Genomic DNA, 20,530 nt, shown 5'->3' with positions numbered 1-20,530 from the left:
CACGATCGTTCAGCCGTTCGCACCCGCCGCGAGCTGCACGAACGGGTCGAGGGCCGCCGGATTGCGCAGCGCGTCGCGGCTGACGGCGCGTTCCGGGTCGCCGCCGGCGAGGATCTTCTTCACCGGAACCTCCAGCTTCTTGCCGTTGAGCGTCTGCGGGATCTCGTCGACGAGCAGGAACCGGTTCGGCACGTGGCGGGGGGACAGCTCGTCGCGCAGCCGCCGCTTCAGCTCGCCCTCGACGTCCGCCAGCCGGGCGCCCGCGGCGAGCACCAGGAAGCACAGCAGCTCCCCTTCACCGCTCGCGCCGGAGGTGTCGATGACGAGCGAATCGGCGACCTCCTCGAAGGCCTCCACGACGCGGTAGAACTCGGCGGTGCCCATCCGGATGCCGCCGCGGTTGAGCGTGGAGTCGCTGCGGCCGTGGATGATCAGGCTGCCGCGGTCGGTGACCTCGATCCAGTCGCCGTGGCGCCACACGCCCGGGTAGGTGTCGAAGTAGGCCTCGTGCAGCCGCGATCCGTCGGGGTCGTTCCAGAAGAACACCGGCATCGTCGGCATCGGCTTGGTGAGCACCAGTTCGCCGACCTCGCCGTGCAGTTCCGCGCCGTCCTCCGAGTAGGACCGCACCGCGGCCCCGAGCAGCGCGCAGGAGATCTCGCCGAGCCACACCGGCACGTCCGGCGCCGCGCCGACGATCGCGGTGCACAGGTCGGTGCCGCCGGAGACGCTGGCGATCTGCACGTCCGCGCCCACGTGCTCGGCGATCCAGCGGAACCCGTCGACGCTCAGCGGGGAACCGGTGGAGCCGACGGTGCGCAGCGCGCCGAGGTCGTGGTGCTCGGCGGGGCGCAGCTCCTTCTTCAGGCAGCTCTGCACGAACGGCGCCGAGGTGCCGAAGTAGGTGACGCGGTGCCGTTCCGCCAGGTCCCACAGCACGTCCAGCGACGGGTGCCCGGGGCTGCCGTCGAACAGCAGCAGCCGGGTCCCGGTGAGCAGGCCGCCGACGAGGAAGTTCCACATCATCCAGCCGGTGGTGGTGAACCACAGGAACGTGTCGCCCGGGCCGAGGTCGGCGTGCAGCCCGATCGCCTTGAGCTGCTCCAGCACCATGCCGCCGTGCCCGTGCACGATGCCCTTCGGCAGCCCGGTGGTGCCGGAGGAGTACAGCACCCACAGCGGGTGGTCGAACGGCACCGGGTCGAAGGCGAGCTCGGCGCCGCGGTGCCGGTCCAGCAGCGCCGCGAAGTCCGCGGTGCCGTCGAGCCCGCCGGTTCCGACGTAGTCGACGAGCACCACCGACGCGCCGGGCAGCAGCCCGCGCAGTTCGTCCACGGTGGAGCGGATGTCGTAGGTGCGGCCGCCGTACGCGTAGCCGTCCACCGCGACCAGCACGGTCGGCTCGATCTGCACGAACCGGTCGGCGACCGCGCGCACCCCGAAGTCCGGCGAGCACGAGGACCAGGTGGCCCCGAGGCTCGCCGCGGCCAGGAACGCGATCAGCGTCTCCGGGCAGTTCGGCGCCAGCGCCGCCACCCGGTCGCCGCGGCGCACGCCCAGTTCGACGAACGCCGCGCGCGCCGCCGCGACCCGCGCGCGCAGCTCGCCGAACGTGAGCTCCGCGCCCGCCCCGTCCTCCCGCGCGAACACGATCGCCACGTCCTCGTCGGACTTGCCGGGTCCGCCGCGCAGCGCGTGCTCGGTGTAGTTCAGGGTCGCGCCGGGGAACCACCGCGCACCGGGCATCACCTCGGCCTCGAGCACCCGCTCGGCGCGCTCGTGGAAGGCCACGTCGAAGAAGTCCGCGACGGCGCCCCAGAAGCCTTCGAGGTCCGACACCGACCACTCCCAGAGCGCCGGGTAGTCCGGCAGATCCAGGCCGCGTTCGGTGCGCAGCCACTCGCGGAACTCGGCGAGGCGGGTGCCCGCCACCTGTTCCGCGGTGGGCCGCCACAGGACTTCGGGGCTTCGATCGGCGCCGGTGCTCGATGTCATGAGTGCTTTCCTAACCCACGACCGGGCGCCGACGCCATAGCCGAACTGCTCGATGCGCACCGCAAACAGGTTGTGCACAAGCCTGTGGACAGGTTGTCCACAGGCTGTGCGCAACTCAGCGCAGGTGGGTGTCCAGCCAGTTCCGCGCGCGCTGCCAGGCCTCCGCCGCCGCGTCCAGGTCCGTGTCGAACCGGTGCTCGCTGCGGGCGAAGTGCACCACGTCCGTCGCCACCGGGGCGGTCTCCGCGGCCTCCCGCAGCTTGTCCACCTCGGCCGTCGGGATGCGGGCGTCCAGCTCGCTGTAGATCCCCAGCCACGGGCCCGCCAGCTCCCCGGCGATCTCCACCAGCGCGGGCAGACCGTCCGACAGCGGGCTCAGGATGCCGCCACCGCCGACCGTCACCGCCGCGCCCAGGCTGCGGCTCGCCGCCACCACCAGCGCGGCCGAACCGCCGATGTCGAACCCGATCACCCCTTGCCGGTCGCCCGGCACGCCCTGGTCGGTCAGCCACACGAACGCGGCGTCCGAATCGGCCAGGATCGACTCGCCCGATAGTCGCTGGACGTGGTCCTGCACGTGCTCTTCGGCGTGGTCGTCGGAGAACTCGTCGGTGCCCTCGCGGTGGTACAGGTGCGGCGCCACGGTCAGCCAGCCCTCATCGGCGAGGTTGCCCACCAGGGAACGCACCCGGTCGGTGACGCCGCGCGCCTCGTGCAGCACCACCAGCCCGCCGCGCACGACGTTCTCCGGCTCGGCGACGGTCATCCGGAGCTCGGTGCCGTCCGTGAGCGCGAGCGTCTCGGTCCGGGTTTCGGTCATGCCGTTCAGGTAATCAGGCATGGGTGAACAACAGTCAACGTGATCAACCGGATGGCGGAGTCCGGTTGACACACCGTCGCCCCCGCCGCGTTCCCGCCCCGGCGCCGCCCGCGGAGCACCGCGGGACCCGCGGCGGCGCCGGGGAAGGGCCGCGCCACGTGCGGCGACACCCTCGACCAAGCCCACCGCGGGCCACGTGGTGCGTTCCGGTGCAGGTCGGAGGCCGAACCGCAAGTGTGTTCGGCATTACACCCGATCGGCGCCAACCCCGTCGCCGAGCAGAGTGGAACCGCCGCACAGCCGCCCGGTTCCGCGCTGCCGAACCGGAGCTCCGCCTCGGCCGCACGGATTCTGGGCCTCCCCGTCGAGGTCAGCGCCGCGACCCCGGTTCTACAGTGGTCGGGCGGTGCTACCGGCGGCGAAGCGGCGGCACCGCCCGAGCAGAGGGAGCCCCGCATGACCGTCCGCATCCGCCCCGACCTCGACCAGCTGCCCGCCTACGTCGCCGGCCGCACCGTCGCCGGATCGCTCAAGCTCGCCAGCAACGAGGTCTCCGCGGGTCCGCTGCCCGGCGTCACCGAGGCCATCTCCCGCGCCGCCGCCGACGCGCACCGGTACCCGGACATCGGCGCCGCCCGCCTCACCGAGGAGCTCGCCACCCGCCTCGACGTCGATCCGGGCCGCATCGCCGTCGGCTGCGGCTCCGTCGCCCTGTGCGAGCAGCTCGTCCAGATCACCTGCACCGCCGAGGACACCGTCGTCTACCCGTGGCGGTCCTTCGAGGCCTACCCGATCCTCAGCAAGATCGTCGGCGCCACCGAGGTGCAGGTGCCGCTGACCGCCGGGCACGCCGTGGACCTCGACGCGATGGCCGCCGCGATCACCCCGCGGACCCGGCTGGTGTTCGTCTGTTCCCCGAACAACCCGACCGGTCCCGCGCTGCGCCGCGCCGAGCTGGAGCGGTTCCTCGACGCGGTGCCCTCCGACGTGCTCGTCGTCTTCGACGAGGCCTACCGCGAGTTCGTCACCGACCCGGACGTGCCGGACGGCGTCGAACTCACCGCCCGCTACGACAACGTGCTCGCGCTGCGCACCTTCTCCAAGGCCTACGGCCTCGCCGGGCTGCGCGTCGGCTACGCCATCGGGCCCGCGCACGTCGCCGAAGCGCTGCGCAAGGTGTGCATCCCGTTCAGCATCAACGCCGTCGGCCAGGCCGCGGCGATCGCCTCGCTGGCCGCGCAGGACGAGATGCGCGCCCGCTGCGCCGCGATCAGCGCCGAACGGGTGCGGGTGCGCGACGAACTCCTCGCCCTCGGCCACGACGTCCCGGAGACGCAGGCGAACTTCGTGTGGCTGCCGCTGCGCGAGCGCACCGGCGAGTTCAACGAGCACTGCCTCGCCGAACGCGTCGTGGTGCGCGCCTTCGCCGGCTCCGGCGTGCGCATCACCATCGGCGACACCGCGGAGAACGATCTGCTGCTCGGCGCCGCGAAGTCCTTCCCGCTGCACGGCTGACGAAGCTCGATCCACCGGCCCCCGCGTTGCTACCGTGCCCGCACAACGCGCAGATCGGGGGCCGGTGATGGCGGCGGAACACGTTCCGGGCGGAGTGCGGGCGAGCTGGCTCGTGGTGGACGCCGACACGGCGGAAGTGCTGCGGCGGCACGGAGAACGGCACCGCTACCGCTCCGCTTCGCTGGTGAAACCGCTCATCGCGCTCGACCACCTGCGGCGTGGCGGCGAGCCGTCCGCGGCCGAACGGGCGCTGCTGGAACCGATGCTGCGCTCCAGCGACGACGACGCGGCGAGCGAGCTGTGGGACCGCGGCGGCCGGGAGCGGATCGTGCACCGCACCGTCGCCGAGATCGGCCTCACCGGGACCGAACCGCCGCGCGACCCGGACATGTGGGGCTACGTGGTGCTCACCGCCGCCGACGTGGTGCTGGCGCTGCGGCACCTGCGGACCGCCGGGAGCGCGGGCGAATTCGTGCTGGCGCAGCTGCGGCGGTTCACCCGGCACGGCACCGACGGCTTCGACCAGACCTTCGGCCTCCCCGCCGCCGGGGCCGAGGTGGACGCGCTCAAGCAGGGCTGGTCGGGCTTCGGGCTCGGGCCGAACGAGACGCCCCCCGAACCGGCGGCCGAACGGCGCAGGATCCCGGACGAGCGGATCGACCTGGAACACCCGGCGATGCACACCAGCGGCCTGGTGCGCCGCGGCGACCGGCTGCTGATCGTCGCCGTCTGCACGCTGCACCCGGTCGGAACCGGCTGGGACACCGCGGCGGAGACGATCACCGGGCTCACCCGGTCCCTCCTCGACTGACCGGATTCCCGGCTGCGGCAAGGGGAAGGGCGGAACGGTGGTGCCCGGCGAAGAGAGGGGGAGTACTCCGCCGGACACCCCGCGAGGTGTGACCGCCGGTCGGACCGCAACGACCGCGACGAGCACGCAGCCGAACCACACCGACAGCGAATCTAGCCGCGCAGCCGGCGGAAACGTCGTGCGCGGCCAGCATGATCGCACTTTCGAGTGGAAGATCCCGCCGGTTCAGCGCGCGGCCGAGCCGATCTCGTCCTGGGCGGGTGCCGCGGCCACGGCCCGCTGTTCGGCCCGCTCCTCAACCCGTTCCTCGGCGGGCTTGGCGGCGACCGCTTCTTCGCTGACCCGCTCACCGCCGCGGCGGCGGAAGAACTGGAAGCCGGGGATTCCGACGATCGCGCGGCGCACGTCGTGGGTGACCTCGAGCAGCTCGTGGATCTCCGGGCCCACCTTGTCCAGGGTGCGCAGGATCGGCAGCACGTCGGACAGCACGTGCTCGGTGAGCACCGGCAGCTCGTCGACGAGGCGGATCGCCGCGTCGACCTCCTTCTGCGAGAGCTCGTCGACGAACAGCTGCGCCATCGGGGCCGCTTTGCGCGCGAGCGGTTCGTAGGCGGCGAGCAGCTCGTCGGCCACCGCGGCGGTCCGCTGCACGTCGCGGACGGTGCTCGCGGCGGTGTCGCTGACGGCGCCCGCGGACTCGACGATGGTCTGGGCTTCGGCGGAGATGGTGCTCGCGGCTTCGACGGTGCGGCCTGCCGCGGCCGCCACGACCTTGGCTTCGCGCAGCACCTCGTCGACCTCGTCGACGGTGCGGCCGGTGCGGGCGAGGATCTCCTCGGCGCCGTCGACGACGGCGTTCACCCGGTGCAGCAGGGTCTCGACGCCGTCGACCAGACCCAGCACCCGGGCGGGAGCGGCGGCGACGGTGGTGGCGGACTCCACCGCCCAGCCGACCGTGGAGCGGGCCATTCCGAGGACGTCGCCGGGCGTGGGGATGCGGATCAACATGTCACCACTGTGCACGTGCCCGCACCTCGCCGACCACGGTGCGGGTCGGAACGAGGTGCGGGCACGGTGCGAATCGGGGCGAAACCGGTCAGCCGGTCACGGCGGCGTGGCCGGCGACCGCCACCGGGCTGGGCGCGGCGGGCAGCTCGGCGGGCGAGACCTGCTCGGGAGCGCTCGGCGCGGGTGCGGGCGCGGGAGCCGGGCCGGGGCCAGGCCCACCCGGTCCGGGGCCACCGGGGCCGGGCAGCTCGGGGAGCTCGCCGCAGTCGTCGCAGCCGCCGCAGTCGTTGTCGTCGCAGTCGCCACCGTGGCCGGGCTTCTCCGGCTTCTCGTGGTCCGGCTTGTGCGAGGGGTGGTCCCCGACCGGAGCGTTGTCGCAGCTGCCGGACTGCGGCGACAGGATGTCGACCACCGCGCCGACGACCGCGACGCTGTTACCGCACAGCTGAATCGGAGCGATGCTCGCGTCGTTGTCGTTGCCGACGTTGATCCCGTCGTTGTGCGCGCTGTCGGCGAACGCCGGAGCGCCTGCGAGCAACAAGCCAGCGGTCGCGGTGATCACACCGGCGAAGCGTGCTTTTTTGTGCACTGTCGCACTTCCTTCGTTTCGATTTCCGGGATTTCTGTGGTGGCCGGCTTTCCCGTGTTCGGTTCCGCCCGGCCGGTCGCGCCAGGACCGCGTTCGCCCTGCCGCCTTCCCGCCGCGTTCCGCTCCGCTGTTCGCGACTGCTAGTGCAGCAGCACGAGTGTTCCCAGCGGGAGCGTGCTCAGCAGCCGTAATGCATCCGGCGGCACTCGCACGCATCCGTCGCTGGCTGCTTCGCCGAACACGGCCGGGTCCGGCCAGCCGTGCAGTGCGACGGTTCCCGGTCCGCCTCCGTAGCTGTTGAACGTTTCGGAATGCGTACCGAGCGGAAGGATGATGGGGCTGAACTTGGTGACCGTTTCCTCGATCGCGGCCATCAGGTAGGTCCGGCCGCGGGGTGTCGGGGAGTCGGACGAGCCGACGCCGACGGTCCAGCTGCCGATGTTCCGGTCGCCTTCCCACACCACGAGCCGACGCGCGTCCACGTCGACGTCGACGTGGTACGGCGTGCGGGCCTGGGTGACGGGAGCGCCGTCGAGGTGGACCCAGCCGGTGCTGCTGTTGGGCCGGGAGGGCAGCAGCACCTGGCCCCAGCCGCCGTTCCGGGCGATCAGCGGCACCCAGGTCGGGTTGCCGAGCTGGGTGGCGGGCAGCCGCGCGAAGGGGGTGCCGCCGGGCGCGTCGTGCACGGCCACGTCGTGCTCGATCCGCAGCACGACCCCGTCGGTGCCGACCTGCGGTGCGGGGTCGGCGGCGGCGCCGTCGAGGTCGCCGAAGGTGCTGGCCTCGGGGAGTCCGGTGAGGTCGATCCGGTCGGCCTGTCCGGCCGGTGCGGAGGCGGCGTGATCCGCTGCCGGAGCAGGTGGCAGCGCACCGCCCCCGCACCCGGCGAGCAACGCCGCGAGGCCACCGGCGAGCAGCGAGGATCGCGCGCGGCCGAGCACCCGGCGGCGTGCCGGGGCGCTCGGGGCGGATCGCGTTCGCGCAGTCATGGCTCGTCCTCGGTTCCTGGCCCGGTCGTTGCCGGGTGCGGCGATGCGGTGGGGGAATGCCGAAGGGCATTCGGAAGTTCGGTCCGATCGGGGGAGGTGCCGGATCACCGGGTACCGCCGATCAGGTGCCGGGCGGACGCTAACCCACCGCCTGGACCGCTCCAAACGGAAAGGTACGCACGTGCACGGTGGTGCCGTTGCGTCGAATTCGTTGCTGAGCAGCGGAAACCGGCGTTTCAGGTGGATCTGCCGGAAACGCCGAGAATTCGTTGTCCCACCATTGGGTACATAACTTCACCGTTTCGGGTGACCCATTTCGGGGGATTCGCGTGGGCCGGCGGCCCGCTGCCGGATGAGCTCGAACAGCGGTGTTCGGCCGATCCCGTGATCAGCGTCCTCCGTGTTCCGCCGGACCGCCACCGCTCGGCGGCGTGCGGCGCGAAATGCGAGGTGCAGCCCGGCTCGGCCGGACCCGGGCCCGACCTTCGCCGACAGGCCGCGCGGGCCACGGTCCCGGTCGACCGACCCCGCCGGACCGTGCCGTCCGCGCGCCGTGGGATCACGGCCTGGAAAAGCGTCGATCCCCGTCCGAGGACGGGGATCGAGGGTGCCGCGGAGGAAGTGGCGGGGTGCTCAGTCCACCCACGGTCCGTGCTGGACCTCGACCTGGCTCGGGCCGTCGTAATCCGCGCCGTGGACGGGCTTGCAGTAGATGGCGTAGTAGTCATCAGGCGTGTTCGGGTCGTTCTGCATCTGCCTGACCTTGGCCAGGCAGGCGTCCGAGGTGGGGTAGACCGTCGGGAGCGTCTCCAGCTGTTCGGGGCCCGCCGACGCCACGCCGGTTCCCAGCAGGGAAGCACCTGCACCGGCCACGCAGAGAGCCGCTGTCGCCAGGGCCTTGCCGAATCGCATCTGAACTCCTCGTCGAGGTACGGGTGGAAAGCGAACGCATCGCCGGAACGCACGCTATTCGCGGGAAGAACGCACCGGCGCCGGCTCGACCGCGCCACCCGGGAAACCCCTCGGCGACCGTCCGGGAGCCACCGCCCATGCCGGCTGCACGGTCGGCAGCTCGTTGCCACCGACCAGCGAGGAACCGTTCGGCCGGCGGAACGATTCATCGAGCACCCGCACTCCGGGCATTGACGCCCTGATCCGGCGGAGTGCGGGAGAACGTCGCTCCCGGGACCACGCCTGGACCGGCCCCGCGAGCACCGCCGACTCCCCACCGGCGCGCCCCACCAGACCCGCAACCCTCAGCGACGCCACACCCAGCAGTGCTCCGAAGCGCGCCCACCACGGACCGGAGCGAACCCACTCCGCGCAGCATGATGGCCAGCACCATTCATGTCGACTGCGCGCACGGGAGGAATCACCGGCGGATTTCGGTGCTCCGGATCAGCCGGGGTTCGAGCCGGACACCGGTGGTTCTGCTGCGGCAGCCGCCGGATCCCCGTGAAAGATCCGAGCAGGACGCGAAAGAGCCCGGCGGGGAAATCCTCGCCGGGCTCTGTTAGTGCTGGTCACAGTTGCGGAAGCGGGGGGATTCGAACCCCCGGTCCCTCTCGGGACGCTCGCTTTCAAGGTCTGCGAACCACTGTTTGGAGAGGTTCAGTGCATCCGTTAAGGCTGGTCGGATCATGCTATGGACGCGTCTGAACGGTGCTGTACGCCAACGAATGAGACTAGAACTGAGACTAGCCATCGGCTGGCCTGTCTCGGCCCAGCGCCCCAGTGCGGCGACTGCGGAACCACGTTCGACGGACTCGACCTACTCCGCATCGGCGCCGAACTCGCAGACACAGCACCGTGACGCACCTCTCGCGCCAATGCAGGCGTATCGCCCGACCGTGGACCGTGTCGCGCGGGAAAGACCGCACCGGCTGCTGAACGATCCCCCGCGTGCAGACACCGGATCTCGATCACGTCCACGAAGCCACCATCGCCGCCGCCACACGCGAAACCGAGTTCTGGCAGCGCATGACCGAACTCGGCATCCCAGACGGCCAAGCATGGGACGCCCTGCGCGTCGTACTCGCCGAAACCGAACACGGCACTCCACACGCCGACCCGTGGACAGCAGCGACCGCCCTGCTCACCAACACCCCGCAACGGAGCCCACACCCGTGACCCGACCGCCGATCGTCCGCTACCGCGACGGCCGCGCCCTGGGCGACCGGAACAGCCTCGTCCGCCTCGCCGGCCGCTCGGTGCACACCATCCGCAGCACCTGCCCTGTCGCCGACCGCGACCGGGCCAGACGACCGCTCTACGACGCCCAGCAGTGCGCCGTGATCCTGGACGCGAACCCCCAATGCGCACGCCACCCGAAGTTGACACGGCCGCCGCCGCTTAGATCACCTTTCAGGGGGCAACCGCTGTGCCCAAACCCCGAGCCGACCCGGCCGGGGTTTCTTGCGTTCCGGAGCAAGCGGACGCGAGGACCTGCGCACACCGACACAACACCGCCCGGCGCCAAGACCTCGCCCGCTTCCTCCGCCGCACAGCAGTGCCGCCACATCGGCCCCTTGACCGTACGACCGTGTCACCGTGCAGTCATACGGTGATACGGTTATTCGCGTCAGCACTTGACTAGAACCGAATGTTGAGCTGCTGAAACGCGGACAGCGGCCGGACCGCACGTAAGAGGGAGTGCCATCCCTCAGTGCAGCTACCCGACCGCCGCCGCGCTTACTACGTAGGTACGGCTTGGTCAGGGGAGGGACTGGACTCCCGCCCCTGGCCCTGCCAGCCAGCAGGACAGCGCTGGACCCACCACGAACGCGAACGAGCAGATGACCGCACGGAGCGTCTTCTGGCGTTCGCGATACGCATCAAGCAGTGCGTCGAAAATGCGCGCGTTCAACGCTTCGGACATTCGCCGCCGTCCCTTCATTTTGATTCCCGGTAATGCCAGATGGCACGCTCGGGAGCGTACCGGACCCGATCACCGGGGCACCCCCCCGGGCGGCCCCTACACGACCTTGACCAGGTAATATACGTATAGTCGTACTTGTCAGAAACGGTATTCGCAGGTCAGGGAATTGCTGGCTTTGTGGTTTTGGGCGCTCCCGATCAAGTCCGACTCGCCGACGTGTCGCGCCACTGAGTGATCCGCCGGGGGTGTTCTGATGGCCTCCCGCCCGATCGCCGACGCCGAGCGCGACCGCGTGCGAGCACTGCACCGCAAGGGCTCGCCCCGGAACGCCATCGCGAGGACCCCGGACGCTCCCGGTCGACCGTCCTGCGGACCACCTCCCGCGCGCGGAGAGCACATTTGCCTGCTGATCCGAGCAATGTCCAAGCTCGGACCACCTCCACGCACGTGGAGAGCACTTCCTGCAGAAGAAGGCCCCGGGCGGGTATGCCGGACCACCTCCAAGCGCGTGGAGAGCACGACGAGTACCAGGCACTCGCCACCCAGCGGATCGGACCACCTCCACCCGCGTGGAGAGCACCCGACGATGGACTTGCGGCCCGGCGCGTCGTCCGGACCACCTCCACGCGCGTGGAGAGCGCACCGCGCCAGGATCTCCACCACCACGCTCACGCGGACCACCTCCACGCGCGTGGAGAGCACGGCGCGGAAGCCATCAAGCAGCTCGGCGACGTCGGACCACCTCCACGTGCGTGGAGAGCACTTCGGGCACCGGTAGTCGTACTGCTGCCCGTACGGACCACCTCCACGTGCGTGGAGAGCACCGCTTCAGATAGTCGATCGCGCCTTGCCGGTCCGGACCACCTCCACGTGCGTGGAGAGCACGTGACCCCTGGCGGTTCGCGTTACTGGCGGACCACCTCCACGTGCGTGGAGAGCACGGCCGGCGCGCTCGCGGATCATGCCGACGGTGCGGACCACCTCCACGTGCGTGGAGAGCACACCCGGTCGAGCACGTCCGGGCGCTCGGCGTACGGACCACCTCCACGTGCGTGGAGAGCACGACGACGCCATCAACACCGGGCTCGCCGAGGACGGACCACCTCCACGTGCGTGGAGAGCACCGCGGTTTTATCGCGCGCGGACTCCGCGAGAACGGACCACCTCCACGTGCGTGGAGAGCACCGCGGTTTTATCGCGCGCGGACTCCGCGAGAACGGACCACCTCCACGTGCGTGGAGAGCACGATTCCTCGGCATTCCGGTCGGCACCGCGATTCGGACCACCTCCACGTGCGTGGAGAGCACGACTGGCGCACCGGCCAGCGCGAGGTCCGGGCCGGACCACCTCCACGTGCGTGGAGAGCACGTTCAGGGCCGGGTGTCCTCGCTTTCGCGAAACGGACCACCTCCACGTGCGTGGAGAGCACGCCCCCGGCACTCCTCCTACGGCCACCAACGTCGGACCACCTCCACGTGCGTGGAGAGCACCCTTCGCGAACTGGGGTTTTAGGAAGGCCGTTGTTCGTTTCGGCGGTGCGGCATCGGCTGGATCTTAGCGGGGGGAAGTGCGACTGGGTCGGCCTGCGCGGGCGGTGCCAGCGTCCGGCTACTCGTCTCGCTGACGCTGGTTTCGGAGCTGTGCCTTCACGTTCTCAAGATCGAACCGGTAGTGGCCGCTGGGCAAGGTCAGCTCGGGGGCAACCCAGCCGCGGTCAACCCAGCGCTGGACGGTCCGGGTGGACACGCTCAGCTGTTCGGCGAGTTCTCGCGTCGTCAGTAGCCCCACGAATCCACTGTTGTCCGCGAGCGGCAGCGGTGCAGCTCTCCTGTACCTCTATGTGCACTACTGAGTTCAATGGTCTAGTAGTGTCGTCACATGTCGTCAGTTGTCCGAATTTTGGAGATTGGCTATGACGAGGTCGACGGACTGGGCGGGGCGGGGGCGGAGGGCTCGCACCCTGGCGGGTGACTTGAAGCTGAACGCTGCGATGGATGCCCCGGGCGAGGACTTTCCGGCGGAGTTGGGAGACCTTCTGCGGGAGCTTCGTCGACGGAACTGGACCCTCATCCGCTGGGGACCGCCGGAGAGCCCGCAGCTTGTGGCTGCGACGTGCAAGCACCAAGCGTGCACCGACGTCTTCATCCTCAGGAGCCCGAGCGAAGCAACCGCGTACCGGGTTCCCGCGGAGCACGCGGCAGAAGCGTTCAACCCTCCTGGCGTGACCTTCCAGTACCACGCGGCGCCGTCGTGGACGCTGCGAGCGATCCTGCGCCTCTCGGCGCCTGGAGATCAACAATCGCCGATCGAACGCCCCGCACGTGAGTGCTTCCTGCCTGAAGGACTCCCGCAGCCGGTGCTGATCCGTCCACTGTCGCCCTCCGCCAGCATCTGAACGGAGCGTGCCCTAGTTAGCTGCCGAGGAGCTTCCGCATCTCCTCGGTGGAGATCGCGCAGCGGAAGCCGGTGTCGTCGTCGCACATCGACTCGGCGGCGTCGTTGAACGACGGTGGAGCGCAGCGTTCGAACGGGCTTGTCCAGGCCCCGCCCTTGAGTTCCCGGCGGCCGGGGCGGGATTCGGTGGCGCACCACTCCCAGACGTTGCCGCACAGGTCGTAGACGCCGTACGGGCTCACGCCGCTCTGGTACCGGCCGACCGGAGTGGTGGCTCCGACGCCGTTCTCCCGGACGTTGCACTTCGCCGGGGTCGGCTGGTCTCCCCACGGGAACACGTTGCCGCGCGTGCCGCGTGCGGCTTTCTCCCATTGCTGGCCGGTTGGAAGCTCTTTGCCCGCCCACGACGCGTAGGCGGCCGCGTCGGTCCAGGTCACGAACACCACGGGGTGCGTGGCCAGCTCGCCGGGCATCTGCCCGTCCGGCCAGTGCTTCGGCGCCGGGTGGCCAGTCGCGGCGACGAAGCGGGCGTAGTCGGCGTTGCTCACCGGGTTCACGTCGATGAAGTACCCGGCCAGCCACACGGGATCGTTCGCGCGGCCGGAGAGGAAGACGCTGCCTTCGACCTCGACCATCTCGCTGCCGTCGCCGGGATGGCGGACCTTGCTGCTCCCAATCGGGGCCGGCCCCGCATCGTCGCTCGCGCCCGAGACAAGGGAATCTCCGGTCAGATGGCTGAAACGAGCTTGGGTGTCGGCGTCGCTGCGGCTCAGGCACGTGTCGAGCGCGGCTTGGTTCACCGGGCGCGGCCGGATGTTCTCCCCGCCCGCCTCCCACTTCGAGATCATGCGTTCGCTGATCCCGAGGTGCGCGGCGAACTCGCGGATGCTCATCCGCTTGGCTTCGCGAAGCGCCCGGACCTCAACCCCTGACCACTGATGAACCGTCGCCAACTGTGCTGCACTCCCCTGCACCGATGTTGCTGGTGGGGAGCCTAACCCGCGGGCGCAAGTTGCTAGATCTCTTCGCCCGGGATCTCGGCGTACAGCTCGCGCAGCTCGTCGAGCTTGGGGTGGTCCGCCGACCACTCGGTGCCGTCGACGGCGACGATCGAGCGGACTCCGGTCGCGGCGTTCGTCGCGAACGCGGCATCGAACGCGGGCAGGTCCGAGAGGGTTACGGCTTCCTCCGTGACGGCTTCGTCGAGGCCCTGGCGCAGCAGTCCCATCGTCACACCTGCGAGCCATTCGGAACGCGGCCACACGACCTGATCGCCGCGGATGAATCCGATGTTGGAAGTGGCAATCTCCGAAATGGTTCCGTCGGCGTTCAGGAACAGAACATCGTCGAATCCGTCGCGCTGCGCCGCACGCCGATGTTTCATCGCACCGAAAAGGCCGACGTGCTTGATCGCCGGGTCTTCTCGGCGGTACGAGACGGCCTGCACCCGCCAGGGCGCGGGCTGCGCGGTCGACGCCGAGCGGGTGGTGACGAGCACGTGCGGTTCAGCGGCGGAGCCGATCGCTCCCATCTCCAAGGTCGGGTCGTAGATCGTCACGCGGGCGGTGACCGGTTGCTCGGCGCCGGCCAACGCCTTGCGGACGAACTCGCGGACGCGGTCGGTGTCCAGCTCGACGTTGAACAGGTGCCAGCAGTCCCGGACCAGGCGTTCCAGGTGGAGCGACAGTCCGCGAACCCGGTTGTCCTCGACCAGCATCGACGTGAAGTGCCCGTAGTTCGTCAAGGCCAACGCCTTGATCTGGTCGAGGGTCGCGGGTGCGCCGTTCAGCTCCATGCGCGCCAGCATCGCACTTCACCGCCTGGCGCTGAACCCGCGCCGCACCGAAGTGCAGTGAAAGTTCAGGGGCGCCGGTTCAGCGGAAGTTCAGCGCCGAGGGGGCGTTAGGGCAGTTCTGCTCTGTCGCTTGAGGACGCAATCTAGATGGGCAAGCGACAACGGCCCTTGCGGAACCGGCGAGAAGGAGCGACATCATGGCGAAGCAGACGATTCCGGGAATGAATTCCGGCGGCGGAACACTGCCGAAAGTCGTATTCGCGCTCGCCCTGGTGGCTTTCCTGACATTGGTCATCAAGAGCCCGGTTGCGGCGGCCGACTTGGTGCGTTCGGTACTGGCCGGGGCGGGGCGCGTGGGTGGTTCCCTGATGACGTTCTTGGGGGAGGTCAGCTGATGTTGCGCTCCTCGTCGGCGTGTTCGGCCAAGGATGCGATCTGCGTTTCGATCGCCTTCAGTGCGGCGTCGAACTGGTGGACCTCGGTGCGGAGCTCGCTGACCTGGGCACGGACCTTCTTCAGCTCTGCCGGGAAGTCGACATCTTGCGCGCGGTTCCGGACCTGCGCCCCGGCGTTCGGTCGGATCGTGACCGCGCCCTGATCACGCAAGAGGCGCACGGCGGCCAAGGCGGTGTTCACGGCCACGCCGAACTCCTCGGCAAGACCCCGGTAGGTGGGTAGCGCCGCCCCTGGTTGCAAGTCACCGGACTCGATCCGCGCCATCACGGCATCGGCAACGCGGCGGCTAGCTGGGCGTTTGTCCTCGTCAGGCGTGTTCTCAACCACGTAAGCAGCCTACCGCAGACGTCTTGCGACATGGGGTTGACGCAGGGATCGCGACCTGGCTAATGTGTCGCAACATTGAAATGTATCGCTTCATTTGGAGGAGTTGAGATGCACAACCTGGACTTCGACGCCCTGCCGGAAGGGCTCGTCGACTGCGAAGCGCCGTTGGAGGAGTGGGAGCGCCTGCACGTGCGGGACCACTGGGAGGCCGTGATCTCCGAGGAGCTGGGTTCGCCCGATCCGCTGGTCACGCCGTTCACCTGGTCGGAGCTGGGTTCCGGCGAGCGAGTCCGCCTGCGCCGCTACCAACGACGCGCCGGGAACACCGTGCTGCGCCTGGTCTCCGCAGCCGCCGAGGTTCCGGCGGTCGAGCTGGACGGGGAGGCCGCGTGATGACCGTGCACCTCGAACCCGCCCTGATCTTCGCCGCGACCTTGCCCGCGCTGCTGGTGGCGCACCACGTCGCCGATCACTGGTTGCAGACCTCGCACCAGGCGGCGAACAAGGGCCGCCCGGACTGGCTGGGCCGGTTCGCCTGCGCGAAGCACGTGCTGTCCTACACCGCCGCGACCGCCGGAACCGTCGCGCTGTTGTGGGCGGTGCTCGGTCTGCCGATCAGCCCGGCCGGGTTCGTCGTCGGCCAGGTGGTCAGCGCGATCACCCACTACTGGGCCGACCGCCGCCACACGCTGGCCGCGCTCGCCGATCGGGTCGGCAACGGCGAGTTCTACCGCTTCGGCGCACCGCGGACCGGGCGCGACGACAACCCGCACCTGGGCACCGGCGCGTACGCGCTCGATCAGTCCTGGCACTGGCTGTGGCTGGCCGTCACAGCCCTGCTCACCGCCGTTCTCTGACCACCGCAACACCGAGGAGGAGCCATGTCCGAGCACTTCACCGTCCACATCGGAGGCCGGAGCTACACCGCCGACGACATCGCCGCGGGCAAGCACCACGAGGACCCGGCGATCACCGAGCCCAGCGGCAACGTCGTCAACGTCAACCGCGGCGGCGTGGTCGGCATCCAAGCCGGAGTCATCACCGGCGACATCACCTTCGACTGAACCCCACCACCACCTGAAAGGGACCCGTCTTGTCTGAGATCACCAACGCCAGCCTGACCACCGACATCGTCCTGTTCGCCGAGTCCGGCGGAGTCCGGCACGTCCTGCTCATCCGCCGCGGCTGGGCGCCCTACGCGGGGCATTGGGCGCTTCCGGGTGGCTATGTCGACAACGGGGAGCGGTTCATCACCGCCGCCCGCCGCGAGCTGACCGAAGAGACCGGCCTGACCACCGGACGCTTGGACATGGTCGGTGTCTACGACGAGCCCGGCCGCGACCCGCGCGGCCGCGTCATCTCGGTGGCCTTCACCGCGCTGCTGCCGACGATGCCGCCCGCCACCGCCGGAGACGACGCCAGGGACGCCCGCTGGATGCCCGTCGACGTCGCGTTGAGCCGCCGCCTGGCGTTCGACCACGACCTGATCGTGCGCGACGCGCTCCACCTGCACTCGCTGTCCCGCTAGGGGTGCCCCCGGCCCAGCCATCCCGCCAAGAACGCGCTGGGCCGGGGCTCCCAACCCATCTCGTGATCAATCAGGAGGATTCCGATGCTAGTGCGCCTGTTCCGGATCGTGGCCCCGCCCGTGCGGGTGACGTTCCAGGCGTTGCGGTGGGGCGTGCTTCCCGCCGTGCTGTTGGTAGCGCTGTCGCTGGCCTCCGGGCTGGTGCGCACCACCGCCCTCGCAGCGTTCGCCGTGATCGTGGTGCTCAAAGGCGTGATGTTCGCCGTCGAGCACCTCGGCGACCGCGTCCCCGCCCCGCGCCTGCTGTCGGAGGTGGCCCGATGACCACCGCGAAGAGCGCCTACCCGACCCCGATCGAAGACCTCGTGCCGCAGGCCCGGCAGCTCGCAGACGAACTCGGCGGACTGCCGTCGCGGAACCGGCTGATGTCGGAACTGCGGATCGGGGCGAAGAAGGCCAACACCGTGCTGGACCTGCTCGGCGAGCCCACCCCGGAACCGGACCCGGTCCGGCTCCATCTGGTCGCCGAACCGGACTCGAACGACTCCGCCGGGCAGGCAACAGAACCGCTCGCCGAGGAACACGGCGAAGCGGAGAACCCGGAGCCGGAACCCGTCGATCCTGGCCCCGTCGAGCGTGACAAGCCGGATGAATCGACCGCCCACGGGCAACCGGAGCCGGTCGAGTCCGAGCAGGTCAGCAAGATCGTGAACCCGGAGCCGCCGACCGTGGGCAAGCCGGTTGCTCGCTGGCCGGTGCTGCTGTTGGCGTTGCCCGCGTTCGTGGCGATCTGGTCCGGCTGGGTCGGGCTCGGCGGGCTCACCGGGTTCGGGATCGTGCACCCGCTGCCCGGGATCTGGTCCGGGTTCGAGCTCAACACCGCGATCACGCTCCCGATCGGGGTCGAGACCTACGCCGCCTACGCCCTGCGGGTGTGGCTGTCCGGACAGGTCCCGCACCGGGCACGCCGGTTCGCCCAGATCTCCGCGCTCGGTTCCCTGGGGCTCGGCGCGCTCGGCCAGATCGCTTACCACCTGATGACCGCCGCAGGCATGACCTCAGCTCCCTGGTGGATCACCACCCTCGTTGCCTGCCTGCCGGTCGCCGTACTCGGCATGGGCGCAGCCCTGACTCACCTGCTGCACACCGACTCCACGGAGGTGACCCCATGACCAACCACGAGGAACACCAGGACCAGGACGAGCAGCAGGACGCACGAGTCCTGCACCTGCCCTCCGAGCGGATCACCACGCCCGACAGCGAGCAGACCGTGCCGGGATCGACCGACGGTGAGGTGATCGATGGGGAGATCGTCGAGCCGCCGCAGGTCGACCAGCCCACGAAGCCGGAGCCGGGTTCGGCGTTGGTGCGTGCGGAGAAGCGGCTCCCAATCCTCCCCGCGTGGGCCAAGGACGCCGAGGAGTTCCGGGCCACCGCACGATGGGCGCTCGGCTATGCCGGACACAGTGCCGGGTTCCACGCTGTGCGTTGCCCCGTCTACGTCGCTCGGGTCCTCGTGCGGATTCCGGCGGGAACGGTGCGGTTGATCGGTGGCTTGCTGCGGTGGATCGGTGACGCCGAAGGACTCCCGGTTCGGCTCGCGTCGGCACGACGGGAGGACGCCGCCGAGTACCTGAAGCTGTCCCAGCAGCGAGACGGCCGGGTCCGGGCTCGCGCGATCATCGCCGGAGGGCTCGGCGTGGCCACGGTGGCTGCGGTTCTGCTCGGACACTCGGTGCTTCCTGCCGCCGTGCAGTGGACTGCGGCTGTCCTCGCGCTGGCTGGCCTGGGCTGGTTGGGAGCGCCTTCTGACAAGCCGATCGCGTCGCGGGCGGTGGAGTCCACCAAGGTCCCCAAGCTCACCTCCGGCGCCGTGGAAACTGCGCTGGCATCCCTGGGTATCTCGCTGATCAACCAGGCGTTGGGCAAGGGCGGGACCGGGATCGGGTTCCCGCGGCCGATCGCCCGGGACGGGAAGGGCTGGCGGGCGGACATCGACCTTCCGCCGGGGGTGACTCCGGGGGACGTGATGGAGCGTCGCGCCAAGCTCGCTTCCGGCCTCCGCCGCCCGCTCGGGTGCGTGTGGCCGGAATCCGACAACACCGAACACGCCGGACGCCTCGTGCTCTGGGTGGGCGATCAGGACATGCGCAAGGCCACCCAACCCGCCTGGGCACTGCGCAAGGGCAACCGGGTCGATCTGTTCCAGTCCCAGCCCTTCGGCACCGACCAGCGCGGCCGGTGGGTCGACCTACGGCTGATGTTCACCTCCGTCGCGATCGGCGCGATTCCACGGATGGGTAAGACGTTCGCGCTGCGCGAGCTGCTGCTCATCGCCGCCCTCGACCCGCGGGCCGAGCTGCACACCTACGACCTCAAAGGCACCGGCGACCTCGACCCCTTGGAACCCGTGACCCACGTGCACGGGGTAGGTGACGAGCCCGAGGAGATCGACCAGGCCGTGACCGACCTGCGCGGGCTGCGCGACGAGCTGCGGCGCCGGGCGAAGCTCATCCGGGACCTGGCGAAGAAGGGCCAGGCGCCGGAGAACAAGGTCACGCCTGATCTGGCCAGCAAGAAGACCTTCCGCCTGCACCCCATCGTGATCGGCGTCGACGAGTGCCAGGTGTGGTTCGAGCACCCGGACTTCGGCGAGGAGCTGGAGGCGATCTGCACGGACCTGGTCAAGCGGGGTCCGGCGCTGGGGATCATCTTGATCCTCGCGACCCAGCGGCCCGACGCGAAGTCCCTGCCCACGGGCATTTCAGCGAACGTCTCGACCCGGTTCTGTCTGAAGGTCCAGGGACAGACCGAGAACGACATGGTGTTGGGCACCTCGAAGTACAAGCAGGGTGTGCGGGCCACGACGTTCGCGTGGGATGACAAGGGCATCGGCTACCTCGTCGGCGAAGGCTCGGAGGCGCAGATCGTGCGCACCGTCGCCGGGCTCGACGGCCCGGCCGCGGAGAAGGTCGTGGCCTACGCCCGGAACCTCCGTGAGCAGGCCGGAACGCTGACCGGCCACGCCATCGGCGAGCGACTGGAGTCCGAACAGGACACCCGCCGGGACACCCTGCTGGAAGACGTCCTGACCGTGGTGCCGGAGACCGAGAAGAAGGTCTGGAACGAACGCGTCATCGCCCGCCTCTACGAGCTCAAGCCCGAGGTCTACGGCACCTTCCGGGAGGCTGCCGACCTGACGGCCGCGCTCAAGCGGCACGGCATCCGCACCGGACAGGTCTGGGGCACGACCGATGAGGGCAAGGGTGCGAGCCGCATCGGCATCACCCGCGCCGACATCGCCACGGAAGTTGCGGATCGTAATCGTCACCGCGAAGCCGGATAGCCCGCCGCAAGTCTCTAGCCCTAGACGGTGCCGCCTCTAGACCTAGAGACCCCACTAGACACCCACCCCGTTCGCCACC

General features: G+C 69.9%; 22 protein-coding genes and 1 CRISPR repeat array. Of the genes, 12 read left to right on the top strand and 10 right to left on the bottom strand.

Annotation, left to right across the window (positions count from 1 at the left end):
• Nucleotides 1-9 precede the first annotated feature (9 nt).
• Together ABZ805_RS16130 and ABZ805_RS16125 are read right to left on the bottom strand one after the other, a co-directional pair.
• Nucleotides 10-1,995 carry an acetoacetate--CoA ligase gene (locus ABZ805_RS16130; protein ID WP_358440296.1) on the bottom strand — a complete coding sequence of 662 codons (1,986 nt, stop codon included), beginning with the start codon at nt 1,993-1,995 and terminating at the stop codon, nt 10-12.
• Between the two features lie 115 nt (nt 1,996-2,110).
• Nucleotides 2,111-2,815 carry a dienelactone hydrolase family protein gene (locus tag ABZ805_RS16125; RefSeq protein ID WP_358440293.1) on the bottom strand — a complete coding sequence of 235 codons (705 nt, stop codon included), beginning with the start codon at nt 2,813-2,815 and terminating at the stop codon, nt 2,111-2,113.
• A gap of 456 nt (nt 2,816-3,271) precedes the next feature.
• Between ABZ805_RS16125 and hisC the strand changes: the two genes are divergently transcribed.
• Together hisC and ABZ805_RS16115 are read left to right on the top strand one after the other, a co-directional pair.
• Nucleotides 3,272-4,330, top strand: a complete 1,059-nt coding sequence (gene hisC / locus ABZ805_RS16120; RefSeq protein WP_358440290.1) for a histidinol-phosphate transaminase — start codon at nt 3,272-3,274, stop codon at nt 4,328-4,330.
• A gap of 67 nt (nt 4,331-4,397) precedes the next feature.
• A complete protein-coding gene (locus ABZ805_RS16115) occupies nt 4,398-5,141 on the top strand; it encodes a hypothetical protein (protein WP_358440286.1) in 744 nt (247 codons plus the stop codon).
• 225 nt (nt 5,142-5,366) lie between these two features.
• Here ABZ805_RS16115 and ABZ805_RS16110 read toward each other — a convergent pair whose 3' ends face one another.
• From ABZ805_RS16110 to ABZ805_RS16095, 4 genes are all read right to left on the bottom strand, one after another.
• Nucleotides 5,367-6,149 carry a hypothetical protein gene (locus tag ABZ805_RS16110; RefSeq protein ID WP_358440283.1) on the bottom strand — a complete coding sequence of 261 codons (783 nt, stop codon included), beginning with the start codon at nt 6,147-6,149 and terminating at the stop codon, nt 5,367-5,369.
• 88 nt (nt 6,150-6,237) lie between these two features.
• Nucleotides 6,238-6,711 (bottom strand): chaplin family protein, encoded by a 474-nt coding sequence (locus ABZ805_RS16105; RefSeq protein WP_358440281.1) that lies wholly within the window; start codon nt 6,709-6,711, stop codon nt 6,238-6,240.
• Between the two features lie 167 nt (nt 6,712-6,878).
• Nucleotides 6,879-7,727 (bottom strand): L,D-transpeptidase, encoded by an 849-nt coding sequence (locus ABZ805_RS16100; RefSeq protein WP_358440278.1) that lies wholly within the window; start codon nt 7,725-7,727, stop codon nt 6,879-6,881.
• Nucleotides 7,728-8,360: 633 nt separating this feature from the next.
• Complete coding sequence (locus tag ABZ805_RS16095) at nt 8,361-8,639, bottom strand: hypothetical protein (protein WP_358440276.1); 279 nt, start codon at nt 8,637-8,639, stop codon at nt 8,361-8,363.
• Nucleotides 8,640-9,629: 990 nt separating this feature from the next.
• Between ABZ805_RS16095 and ABZ805_RS16090 the strand changes: the two genes are divergently transcribed.
• On the top strand, nt 9,630-9,857 hold the full coding sequence (locus ABZ805_RS16090) for a hypothetical protein (protein WP_358440273.1): 228 nt from the start codon (nt 9,630-9,632) through the stop codon (nt 9,855-9,857).
• A 1,116-nt stretch (nt 9,858-10,973) separates the two neighbouring features.
• Nucleotides 10,974-12,095: direct repeats of the CRISPR family, unit length 29 nt; unit sequence CGGACCACCTCCACGTGCGTGGAGAGCAC.
• A gap of 118 nt (nt 12,096-12,213) precedes the next feature.
• Here the strand turns inward: ABZ805_RS16090 and ABZ805_RS16085 are convergent.
• Complete coding sequence (locus tag ABZ805_RS16085) at nt 12,214-12,393, bottom strand: helix-turn-helix domain-containing protein (protein ID WP_358440271.1); 180 nt, start codon at nt 12,391-12,393, stop codon at nt 12,214-12,216.
• A gap of 433 nt (nt 12,394-12,826) precedes the next feature.
• Here ABZ805_RS16085 and ABZ805_RS16080 point away from each other — a divergent pair, with 433 nt between their 5' ends.
• A complete protein-coding gene (locus ABZ805_RS16080) occupies nt 12,827-13,000 on the top strand; it encodes a hypothetical protein (protein WP_358440267.1) in 174 nt (57 codons plus the stop codon).
• 16 nt (nt 13,001-13,016) lie between these two features.
• On the opposite strand, the gene ABZ805_RS16075 is transcribed toward ABZ805_RS16080, so the two are convergent.
• Nucleotides 13,017-13,973: an SUMF1/EgtB/PvdO family nonheme iron enzyme gene (locus ABZ805_RS16075; protein ID WP_358440264.1), complete on the bottom strand. Its 957-nt coding sequence runs from the start codon at nt 13,971-13,973 to the stop codon at nt 13,017-13,019.
• 41 nt (nt 13,974-14,014) lie between these two features.
• Complete coding sequence (locus ABZ805_RS16070) at nt 14,015-14,806, bottom strand: aminotransferase class IV family protein (RefSeq protein WP_358440261.1); 792 nt, start codon at nt 14,804-14,806, stop codon at nt 14,015-14,017.
• A gap of 185 nt (nt 14,807-14,991) precedes the next feature.
• Here ABZ805_RS16070 and ABZ805_RS16065 point away from each other — a divergent pair, with 185 nt between their 5' ends.
• Nucleotides 14,992-15,189 carry a hypothetical protein gene (locus ABZ805_RS16065; RefSeq protein WP_358440258.1) on the top strand — a complete coding sequence of 66 codons (198 nt, stop codon included), beginning with the start codon at nt 14,992-14,994 and terminating at the stop codon, nt 15,187-15,189.
• On the opposite strand, the gene ABZ805_RS16060 is transcribed toward ABZ805_RS16065, so the two are convergent.
• Entirely contained in the window at nt 15,182-15,577 is a 396-nt protein-coding gene (locus ABZ805_RS16060) for a winged helix-turn-helix domain-containing protein (RefSeq protein ID WP_344931152.1), read from the bottom strand. The genes ABZ805_RS16065 and ABZ805_RS16060 overlap by 8 nt on opposite strands.
• Before the next feature lie 108 nt (nt 15,578-15,685).
• Between ABZ805_RS16060 and ABZ805_RS16055 the strand changes: the two genes are divergently transcribed.
• From ABZ805_RS16055 to ABZ805_RS16025, 7 genes are all read left to right on the top strand, one after another.
• Nucleotides 15,686-15,970, top strand: coding sequence for a hypothetical protein (locus ABZ805_RS16055; RefSeq protein ID WP_358440255.1), 285 nt, complete (start codon nt 15,686-15,688; stop codon nt 15,968-15,970).
• Nucleotides 15,970-16,434: a DUF3307 domain-containing protein gene (locus tag ABZ805_RS16050; RefSeq protein ID WP_358440252.1), complete on the top strand. Its 465-nt coding sequence runs from the start codon at nt 15,970-15,972 to the stop codon at nt 16,432-16,434. Before ABZ805_RS16055 ends, ABZ805_RS16050 begins: the two co-directional genes overlap by 1 nt.
• A 24-nt stretch (nt 16,435-16,458) precedes the next feature.
• The gene (locus ABZ805_RS16045; RefSeq protein ID WP_358440250.1) at nt 16,459-16,641 is read left to right on the top strand and encodes a hypothetical protein; all 183 of its coding nucleotides are present in this window, start codon (nt 16,459-16,461) and stop codon (nt 16,639-16,641) included.
• A gap of 29 nt (nt 16,642-16,670) precedes the next feature.
• Nucleotides 16,671-17,105: an NUDIX hydrolase gene (locus ABZ805_RS16040; RefSeq protein ID WP_358440247.1), complete on the top strand. Its 435-nt coding sequence runs from the start codon at nt 16,671-16,673 to the stop codon at nt 17,103-17,105.
• A gap of 84 nt (nt 17,106-17,189) precedes the next feature.
• Nucleotides 17,190-17,429, top strand: a complete 240-nt coding sequence (locus ABZ805_RS16035; protein ID WP_358440244.1) for a hypothetical protein — start codon at nt 17,190-17,192, stop codon at nt 17,427-17,429.
• Nucleotides 17,426-18,277, top strand: a complete 852-nt coding sequence (locus ABZ805_RS16030; RefSeq protein ID WP_358440241.1) for an ABC transporter permease — start codon at nt 17,426-17,428, stop codon at nt 18,275-18,277. The genes ABZ805_RS16035 and ABZ805_RS16030 overlap by 4 nt, the downstream gene beginning before the upstream one ends.
• Nucleotides 18,274-20,451 (top strand): cell division protein FtsK, encoded by a 2,178-nt coding sequence (locus tag ABZ805_RS16025; protein WP_358440238.1) that lies wholly within the window; start codon nt 18,274-18,276, stop codon nt 20,449-20,451. Before ABZ805_RS16030 ends, ABZ805_RS16025 begins: the two co-directional genes overlap by 4 nt.
• Nucleotides 20,452-20,530 lie beyond the last annotated feature (79 nt).

Origin of the sequence: Saccharopolyspora sp. NPDC047091, assembly GCF_040643635.1 — a bacterium.
In the GTDB taxonomy this organism is placed as follows: Bacteria; Actinomycetota; Actinomycetes; order Mycobacteriales; family Pseudonocardiaceae; genus Saccharopolyspora_C.
This window is presented reverse-complemented; position numbering and strand designations above follow the sequence as displayed.

Excerpts from the sequence above, each read along its gene's own strand:
- ABZ805_RS16130 (WP_358440296.1), bottom strand. The coding sequence starts at position 1,995 with ATGACATCGAGCACCGGCGCCGATCGAAGCCCCGAAGTCCTGTGGCGG.
- ABZ805_RS16125 (WP_358440293.1), bottom strand. The coding sequence starts at position 2,815 with ATGACCGAAACCCGGACCGAGACGCTCGCGCTCACGGACGGCACCGAG.
- hisC (WP_358440290.1), top strand. The coding sequence starts at position 3,272 with ATGACCGTCCGCATCCGCCCCGACCTCGACCAGCTGCCCGCCTACGTC.
- ABZ805_RS16115 (WP_358440286.1), top strand. The coding sequence starts at position 4,398 with ATGGCGGCGGAACACGTTCCGGGCGGAGTGCGGGCGAGCTGGCTCGTG.
- ABZ805_RS16110 (WP_358440283.1), bottom strand. The coding sequence starts at position 6,149 with ATGTTGATCCGCATCCCCACGCCCGGCGACGTCCTCGGAATGGCCCGC.
- ABZ805_RS16100 (WP_358440278.1), bottom strand. The coding sequence starts at position 7,727 with ATGACTGCGCGAACGCGATCCGCCCCGAGCGCCCCGGCACGCCGCCGG.
- ABZ805_RS16095 (WP_358440276.1), bottom strand. The coding sequence starts at position 8,639 with ATGCGATTCGGCAAGGCCCTGGCGACAGCGGCTCTCTGCGTGGCCGGT.
- ABZ805_RS16070 (WP_358440261.1), bottom strand. The coding sequence starts at position 14,806 with ATGCTGGCGCGCATGGAGCTGAACGGCGCACCCGCGACCCTCGACCAG.
- ABZ805_RS16065 (WP_358440258.1), top strand. The coding sequence starts at position 14,992 with ATGGCGAAGCAGACGATTCCGGGAATGAATTCCGGCGGCGGAACACTG.
- ABZ805_RS16055 (WP_358440255.1), top strand. The coding sequence starts at position 15,686 with ATGCACAACCTGGACTTCGACGCCCTGCCGGAAGGGCTCGTCGACTGC.
- ABZ805_RS16050 (WP_358440252.1), top strand. The coding sequence starts at position 15,970 with ATGACCGTGCACCTCGAACCCGCCCTGATCTTCGCCGCGACCTTGCCC.
- ABZ805_RS16045 (WP_358440250.1), top strand. The coding sequence starts at position 16,459 with ATGTCCGAGCACTTCACCGTCCACATCGGAGGCCGGAGCTACACCGCC.
- ABZ805_RS16035 (WP_358440244.1), top strand. The coding sequence starts at position 17,190 with ATGCTAGTGCGCCTGTTCCGGATCGTGGCCCCGCCCGTGCGGGTGACG.
- ABZ805_RS16030 (WP_358440241.1), top strand. The coding sequence starts at position 17,426 with ATGACCACCGCGAAGAGCGCCTACCCGACCCCGATCGAAGACCTCGTG.
- ABZ805_RS16025 (WP_358440238.1), top strand. The coding sequence starts at position 18,274 with ATGACCAACCACGAGGAACACCAGGACCAGGACGAGCAGCAGGACGCA.